The organism is Blastococcus capsensis (assembly GCF_030165005.1).
GTDB classification, from domain to species: Bacteria; Actinomycetota; Actinomycetes; order Mycobacteriales; family Geodermatophilaceae; genus Blastococcus; species Blastococcus capsensis.
The window spans coordinates 172,945-179,376 of sequence record NZ_JASNNW010000004.1 but is presented as its reverse complement, the minus strand read 5'-3'; the positions used below and the strand labels follow the sequence as shown (position 1 = coordinate 179,376).

Genomic DNA, 6,432 nt, shown 5'->3' with positions numbered 1-6,432 from the left:
CCACCCCCCACCCGGGGGGGCCCCCCCGGGGGGGGGGGGGGGGGGGGGCGGGGGCCCCCCCCCCCCCCCCCCCCCCCCGCCGCGGTCAGTGAACCGAGACCCGCTCGGCCTCGTCGTCGTGCTTGCTCGGCCACATCTTGGCGCCGACGACGCCACCCAGGGCCGCCGCGGCGATCGAGAGCCCCAGCCCCAGGACCGCCCAGCTGGCGGCCGACTTCGCCACGTCGGTCACCTGGCCGGCCGCGACGTCGGGCAGGTTGGCCTGCTGGATGCCGGCCACGTCGGTGACCACCCCGGCCAGCGAGCCGAGCAGGGCACCGCCGCCGAACAGCGTCAGGATCAGCAGGGACACGATCGTCAGCGCCCACACCAGGATCCCGTGCAGCAGGCCCTCGCTGATCCCCCGCCACACCGCGGTGGCGGCCGCGGTCAGCCCGCCGAGGAACAGGGCGATCAGCCCGTTGATGCTGCTCCACAGGTCGGCGCTGCTCCCGTCCCCCGGGCCGACGTCCCACAGCCCCAGCGCGAGGGTGGCCAGCTGCAGCAGCAGGAACGTGGGCATCGCCACCACCAGGCCGGCCCAGACCGGGCCCCACCGGACCCGGTCCCGCCGCGTCGGCGCCACGGACACCTCGGTGGGCCGCTCGACCCGCTCCTCCGTGCGGAACACCGGCGGAGCCGCCGACACGCGGGTGGCCCCGTCCACCGGTTCCCCCCGCGTGGCGGCGTCCTCGCGGACGCCCTCGTCCTGGAATCCTTCGGTACGTGCTCGACCTTCGGTCATGACCTTCTCCCTTCGCGCTGCGTCGTCTCACCGGTTCGGGAACAGGGATGCCCGCGATGTCGGGCGCGCCACACGCGACCCCCCGCCGTAACAGGATCGAGACCTTCGGCCGGCCGGCCGCGAACGCCGAGGCCAGCGCGGACGTGTGGACCGGCGGCGGGCGAGGTACAGCAGGCCTCGCAGGGTCGCCGTCCGGCGGCCCGGTCGATCGGATCGGAGGAGCCAGTGGCGCTCGACGACGAGGACAGGGTGAGCTCGGAAGGACCCGCCGACGGCGGCGCCGGTGACGGCGGTGCGGACGGCGGCGCGGACGGCGGCGCCGGCACGCCTCCGCTGGGCAACGCCCCCAGCGCCGCGTACGGCAGCGGGGACGGTGGCGCCGACGGCGGTGCCGACAGCGGCGCCGACGGCGGCGCGGACGGCGGTGCCGACAGCGGCGCGGACGGCGGTGCCGACAGCGGCGCGGACGGCGGTGCCGACAGCGGCGCGGACGGCGGCGCGGACGGTTCGGCCTGACCGAGAACCTGGCCGCATCGGGCCGGGTGGAGCCGCAGCTCTGCCCGGCCCTGCGGCGGTGCACGAACATGGCGCCGGAGCTCTTCGGCGCCCGGTACTGGGCCCGCCGCCCGCTGCTCACGCGGGCCGAGGAGACCGGTAACTCCTTCACCGACCTGCTCGACCTGCCCGCGGTCGACGAGCTGCTCTCCCGTCGGGGGCTGCGCACGCCGTTCCTGCGGATCGCCAAGGACGGCGCCGTCGTCGACACCAAGCGGTTCACCAGCTCCGGCGGGGCGGGCGCCGAGATCGCCGACCAGGTGTCCTCCGACGCGGTCCTGCGGCTGTTCGCCGACGGGAGCACCGTCGTGCTGCAGGGACTCCACCGGCTCTGGCCGCCGCTGATCGAGTTCACCGACCAGCTGGCCGCCGACCTCGGTCATCCCACGCAGGTGAACGCCTACATCACGCCGCCGTCCTCGCAGGGCTTCAGCCCGCACTACGACGTGCACGACGTGTTCGTGCTGCAGGTGGCCGGCGAGAAGCACTGGACCATCCACGAACCGGTGCTCCCCGACCCGCTGCGCACCCAGGTCTGGACCGACCGTGCCGCCGAGGTGGCCGCCGCCGCCGAGCGCGAGCCGGTCATCGACGCCGTGCTGCGGCCCGGCGACGCCCTCTACCTCCCGCGCGGGTACCTGCACTCGGCCAAGGCGCTCGGCGAGATCAGCGCCCACCTGACCGTCGGGATCCACTCGGTGACCCGCTGGGCTGCCGCGGAGTCGGTGCTGGATCTGGTGCGCACCCTGGCCGCCGAGGACCGGTCGCTGCGCGGGTCGCTCCCCCTGGGGATCGACCTCGCCGATCCCGACGCGGTCGCCGACGACGTCGCCGCCGTCGTGGAGGGGCTGCGGGAGTGGCTCGGCCGGGTCGACCCGGCGGAGGTGGCCGACCGGCTGCGCGCCCGCACCTGGGCACAGGTGCGACCCGAACCCGTCGCGCCGCTGGCGCAGTCGGCCGCGGCCGCGGCGTTGACCCCGGACACGGTGCTGCGGCTGCGGGCGCGGCTGCGTGTCGCGCTGCGCGACGGCGAGGAAGGTCCGGTCACGCTGCTCGCCGGCCGGCGCACGCACACCTTCCCCGCGGATGTCCGGCCCGCGCTGGCCGAGCTGCTCGCCGCCGGCGAGCTGAAGGTCGGCGACCTGCCGGCGCTGGGCCCGGCCGACCGGATCACCCTCGCCCACCGCCTCGTCACCGACGCGATCGCCACCGTGCCGGATGCCACCGTCGCGGACGCCCCCGCCCCCGCTACCCCGGCCGGCGGGCACGATGGGGCCCATGGTGGCGCGACCGGGGAGCACCGGTGATCCGGCAGCCGACCCGGTCGGGGGCGTGAGCGACCCGGTTTCCCCGGGGAGCGAGGACAACCGCTGCACCGACGTCCCCGCGCGCCCCCCCGGCCGCCTCGACGGCAGCCGGTGCTCGGTGGAAGCGCTGGCGCGCGCCGACGCGAGCATGGCCACGGCGTCGCCGGTGTCCCGCTGGCTGCTGATCGAGCAGCCCGGGCCGTGGGGCCGTCAGGCGCTGCTGCAGTCGCGCTTCGACGCGGAGGTCGCACCGCTGCTCGCCGAGCGGGCCGAGCGCGAGGGCGTGCGCGTGCTGCTGGTCCGCCGTCCCGGTGACCGCCTGGCCGACTCCGGCCGCCGCTGGGCATACGCCGACAGCCGGCCCGGCCGTGAGGGACTGTGGTGGTCGGTGCGGTCGGCCGATGCCGACCTGCTCACCGCTCCCTGGGACGGCTCGGTCGGCGTGGCGGCGCCCGGGCAGACGTACCTCGTGTGCACCCACGGCGGCCACGACGCCTGCTGCGCCCTGCGCGGCCGGCCGCTGGCCCGCACGCTGCCGACGCCAGGCCCCACCGACGTCTGGGAGTGCAGTCATCTCGGGGGCGACCGGTTCGCCGCGAACCTGCTGGTGCTGCCGTACGGCTTCTACTACGGGCAGGTGCCCGGGAACGGCGGCCTGGTCGTGGCCGCGCACGACCGCGGCCAGGTCGCGCTGCCCTGGCTGCGCGGTCGGGCAGGGGTCGCCGCCCCGGCGCAGGCGGCGCAGCACTACGCGCGCGAGGAGCTCGGCCTGCTCGGCGTCGACGACCTCGCCCCGCTCGGCGTGACCCCGCTGCGATCGGACGACGCGGAGACCGAGCGGTGGGAGGTGACGCTCGCCGGGACGGCCGGGGCGGTCGTCGTCGTCACCGTGGAGAGCCGGCCCGCACCGGAGGCGGTGCGCCTCACCTGCCAGGCCGTGCGCCCCGGGCGGGTGCGGACCTGGCACCACCTGTCGTTGTCGGTCCGGTCCGCCGCGGGCTGAGGGCCGCGCTCAGGACAGGGCGCGACCGTGGGCGGCCAGCAGCGGGATCGCCAGCTCGGTCGCCGTCAGCGACCCGTGGTAGGCGGCGAGCCGGCTCGGTCCGGGCTCCCGGCGGGAGCTGACCAGCGCCCAGCTCCCCCGGGCCAGCGCGACGACGTCGCCGACGCGGGCGGCCAACGCGTCGTCGACCGCGCCGAAGACGCCGCTGGCGACGGCCTCGTCGCGGCCGACCACCCAGGCGCGGTCCACCAGGACGCCCCGCCAGCGGTCCAGGACGTCGGCCGCCGCGCCGGGCTCGACGTGCACGTAGCGGGCGCGGGGCTCCCCGGCCAGCAGGCGCACGCCGTCGGCCAGATCCGGCTCGTCGTCGAGGTCGAGCCGGGTGTGCGCGGGGACGTCGAGCATCCCGTGGTCGGCGGTGACCAGGAGCGCGGCGTCGTCGGGCAACTCGTCGACGAGCTGTTCGACGATCCGGTCGACCAGGGCGAGCTGGGCACGCCAGCTGGGCGAGTCGACCCCGCGGACGTGGCCGGTCAGGTCGAGCTCGGCCAGGTAGCCGTAGACCAGCGCCCGAGGACCGGCGGCCAGCGCCGTCCGCACCAGGGCGGTGAGGTCCCCCGGACCGACCGCGCCGGTGTAGTTCCCCCCGCGGTAGGCGGCCTCGGTGAGCCCGGATCCGGCGTAGGCCCAGGGGCCGACGGCCGTGACGGCCACCCCCTCGGCGGCGGCTCGCTGGAAGACGGTGGGCTGCGCCATCCAGTCGGCCGGGTCGGGATCGTCGGCCCACTGGGTGTGGTTGAGGGTGCGGTCCTCCCCCGGTACGTCGGTGACGAACCCCAGGATCCCGTGGGTGCCCGGCGGCAGGCCGGTGCCCAGGGTGGTGAGGCTGACCGGCGTCGTGCTGGGGCACGGGGCCTGGAGTTCGCCGGCCGGGCTCGTCATCGCGGACAGGGTGGGGGCGAGGTCGGCGTGCGCCCGGATCAGGTCGGCGCCCAGACCGTCGACCAGCAGCACCGCGACGCGGCGCGCGCCGTGCAGTGCGGTGCTGAGGCCGAGCGGGTCGACCGGCAGGTCTCGCCGCGGAACGGGGGCGCCGAGCGCCGCTGCCACACCGGGCAGGACGTCGGCAAGGGAGGCGGCCCCGTAGGCGGGCCGGTGCAGATCGGGCGGGAGCCCGGCGTCATCGGCCGGCCGGGTCACGGGCGGGTGGCCAGCAGGTGCAGGCCGGCGGCGACCTCTCGATAGGGCGAGGCCCCGGCGAGGGCGAGCTCCAGGGTGCGGACGTCGGACGGGTCGGCGCCGGACGCGGCTTCCAGGAGGTCGGCGACCACCGAGACGCCCCGCCAGGCGCCGGCATCCAGGCCGGCCCCGTCGACGAGCGCGAGCAGGGCGTCGGGGGTGAACCGCCGGCGGACCGGACGGCCCGGGATCGGCCCCCGGTCGGCCAGCAGCGCCAGCGCGTCGGCGGGGTGACCGGCGAGGGCGCGGGCGAACACTGCACCGGCGCGGTTGGCGACGGCGAGGCTGACCTGCCCGCCGGACCGAACGGCGCCGGAGATCTCCCGGAGGGTGACCGCGGGGTCGTCGACGACCTCGAGCACCGAGTGGCACAGCGCGAGGTCGTAGCCGCCGTCGTCGGCGAGGACCTCGTGCAGCAGGTCGCCGTCGCCCTGGACGCCGCGCACCCGTTGCCCTACACCGGCCGTCTGGGCACGGCGGTGGAGGGTGGCGAGCGCGTCGGCGCTGGGGTCGACGACGGTGACGGTGTGGCCGAGCCGGGCCAGCGGCACGGCGAACATCCCGCTGCCGCCGCCGACGTCCAGCACCCGCACCGCGGTGCCGGCGCCGACGACCGGGTCCAGCGCGGCCCACACGGCAGCGGTCCGGGCGGGCAGCTGCTCCGCAGGCGGTTCGGTCGGCACCTGGCGAAGCCTAGTGGCGGGCGCCGCCGGGCACCGGCTACCGCCCTTGCCGAAGCGACTATCTGCTTGGCCAAGCTTGGCCAAGCGGCTAGCATCGGCGTCGTGCTCGTGAATGTCGGTCAGGCCAAGACGGATCTGTCGAAGCTGCTCGCGCGGGTCGAAGCCGGAGAGGACGTCGAGATCGCCCGCGACGGCGTCCCCGTGGCGCGGCTGGTCCGGATCGACCGGTCCGCATCGCCCGGGGCGCGCTTCTTCGCAGCCCGCGGCGCCCTTACCGGCCGCATCTCGCTGGCGGACGACTTCGAGTTCACCGACGCCGAACTCGACGACATGCTGGACGAGCCGACGTGAGACTGCTGCTCGACACGCACGTCGTGCTCTGGGAGCTGGGGGGAACACGACGCGTCTCTCGAGCCGCGCAGGAGGCGATCGAGCAGGCGACGGAATTGTTGTTCAGCGTCGTCTCCTTCGCGGAGATCGGCGTGAAGGCGGCGATCGGCAAACTGATGGTGCCGCGGAACCTGCATGAGCACGTACTGCGCAGTGGCGTTCAGGTCCTTCGCCTCGATTCCACCCACGGCGTCGCGGTCGCGGATCTACCGCTGCATCATCGCGATCCATTCGACCGGCTGCTCATCGCGCAGGCTCGTTCCGAACAGCTGACGATCGTCACCGCCGACCGCCGCATCGCCGACTACGACGTGCCGTTCATCGACGCCGGCTGAGCGTCCGTCGGGCCGGCACTGTCCCGCAGGGCGATCCCCTACGGGACGTCGACGACCTGAGTTCAGGTTCCACCCCCGTCCGAGGGCCCGTCACACCCCGGACGGGAACTGCGCTGAGTGGGCCGCTGAACGGAGC

At 75.9% G+C, this 6,432-nt stretch carries 8 protein-coding genes; 5 read left to right on the top strand and 3 right to left on the bottom strand.

Annotated elements, in window-relative coordinates; genetic code table 11:
- Positions 1-85 precede the first annotated feature (85 nt).
- On the bottom strand, positions 86-784 hold the full coding sequence (locus QOZ86_RS05680; RefSeq protein ID WP_284490991.1) for a permease: 699 nt from the start codon (positions 782-784) through the stop codon (positions 86-88).
- A gap of 249 nt (positions 785-1,033) precedes the next feature.
- Between QOZ86_RS05680 and QOZ86_RS05675 the strand changes: the two genes are divergently transcribed.
- From QOZ86_RS05675 to QOZ86_RS05665, 3 genes are all read left to right on the top strand, one after another.
- A complete protein-coding gene (locus QOZ86_RS05675; protein ID WP_284490990.1) occupies positions 1,034-1,300 on the top strand; it encodes a BatC protein in 267 nt (88 codons plus the stop codon).
- Positions 1,301-1,368: 68 nt separating this feature from the next.
- A complete protein-coding gene (locus QOZ86_RS05670; protein ID WP_284490989.1) occupies positions 1,369-2,646 on the top strand; it encodes a cupin domain-containing protein in 1,278 nt (425 codons plus the stop codon).
- Between the two features lie 25 nt (positions 2,647-2,671).
- A complete protein-coding gene (locus QOZ86_RS05665; protein WP_284490988.1) occupies positions 2,672-3,649 on the top strand; it encodes a sucrase ferredoxin in 978 nt (325 codons plus the stop codon).
- A gap of 9 nt (positions 3,650-3,658) precedes the next feature.
- Here QOZ86_RS05665 and QOZ86_RS05660 read toward each other — a convergent pair whose 3' ends face one another.
- Together QOZ86_RS05660 and QOZ86_RS05655 are read right to left on the bottom strand one after the other, a co-directional pair.
- Complete coding sequence (locus tag QOZ86_RS05660; protein ID WP_284490987.1) at positions 3,659-4,849, bottom strand: alkaline phosphatase family protein; 1,191 nt, start codon at positions 4,847-4,849, stop codon at positions 3,659-3,661.
- Entirely contained in the window at positions 4,846-5,571 is a 726-nt protein-coding gene (locus tag QOZ86_RS05655; protein WP_284490986.1) for a methyltransferase domain-containing protein, read from the bottom strand. Before QOZ86_RS05655 ends, QOZ86_RS05660 begins: the two co-directional genes overlap by 4 nt.
- Before the next feature lie 102 nt (positions 5,572-5,673).
- On the opposite strand from QOZ86_RS05655, the gene QOZ86_RS05650 reads away from it, so the two are divergent.
- Together QOZ86_RS05650 and QOZ86_RS05645 are read left to right on the top strand one after the other, a co-directional pair.
- Positions 5,674-5,922 (top strand): type II toxin-antitoxin system Phd/YefM family antitoxin, encoded by a 249-nt coding sequence (locus QOZ86_RS05650; protein WP_284490985.1) that lies wholly within the window; start codon positions 5,674-5,676, stop codon positions 5,920-5,922.
- Positions 5,919-6,296 carry a type II toxin-antitoxin system VapC family toxin gene (locus QOZ86_RS05645; protein ID WP_284490984.1) on the top strand — a complete coding sequence of 126 codons (378 nt, stop codon included), beginning with the start codon at positions 5,919-5,921 and terminating at the stop codon, positions 6,294-6,296. Before QOZ86_RS05650 ends, QOZ86_RS05645 begins: the two co-directional genes overlap by 4 nt.
- The last annotated feature ends 136 nt before the right edge of the window (positions 6,297-6,432 follow it).